At 71.1% G+C, this 315-nt stretch carries 1 pseudogene; it reads left to right on the top strand.

The window, feature by feature from the left end:
* Window positions 1-315 (top strand): annotated as a pseudogene (locus GTW40_RS21200) (protein-L-isoaspartate(D-aspartate) O-methyltransferase); the annotation flags it as partial.

Below are 315 nucleotides of genomic sequence, written 5' to 3'. Positions count from 1 at the left end.
GGAAGGCGACGAGGCGGGAGCCCCGTACGACCGGATCACCGTCACAGCCGGAGTCCGGGAGATCCCAGGGGATTGGCTTCGCCACACCAGGGAGGGTGGGATCATCCTCGCGCCCTGGGGGACGCACTTCGGCAATGGGGACGCCCTCGTACGGCTTCGCCGAGACGAGGACGGCGGTCGCGCGTCCGGCCGTTTCCTGGGGCCCGTGGAGTTCATGAAGCTGCGCTCCCAGCGGTCCCCCTTCGCCGGGCACGCCGCCTACGTACCGGACGGGGTGGGCCAAGCCGACCGCAGCACCACCACCGTCACCGAGGA

Origin of the sequence: Streptomyces sp. SID4985 (assembly GCF_009863025.1) — a bacterium.
In the GTDB taxonomy this organism is placed as follows: domain Bacteria; phylum Actinomycetota; class Actinomycetes; order Streptomycetales; family Streptomycetaceae; genus Streptomyces.
Note: the sequence above shows the minus strand (reverse complement) of the source record. Positions and strands in the feature narration are given on the sequence as shown.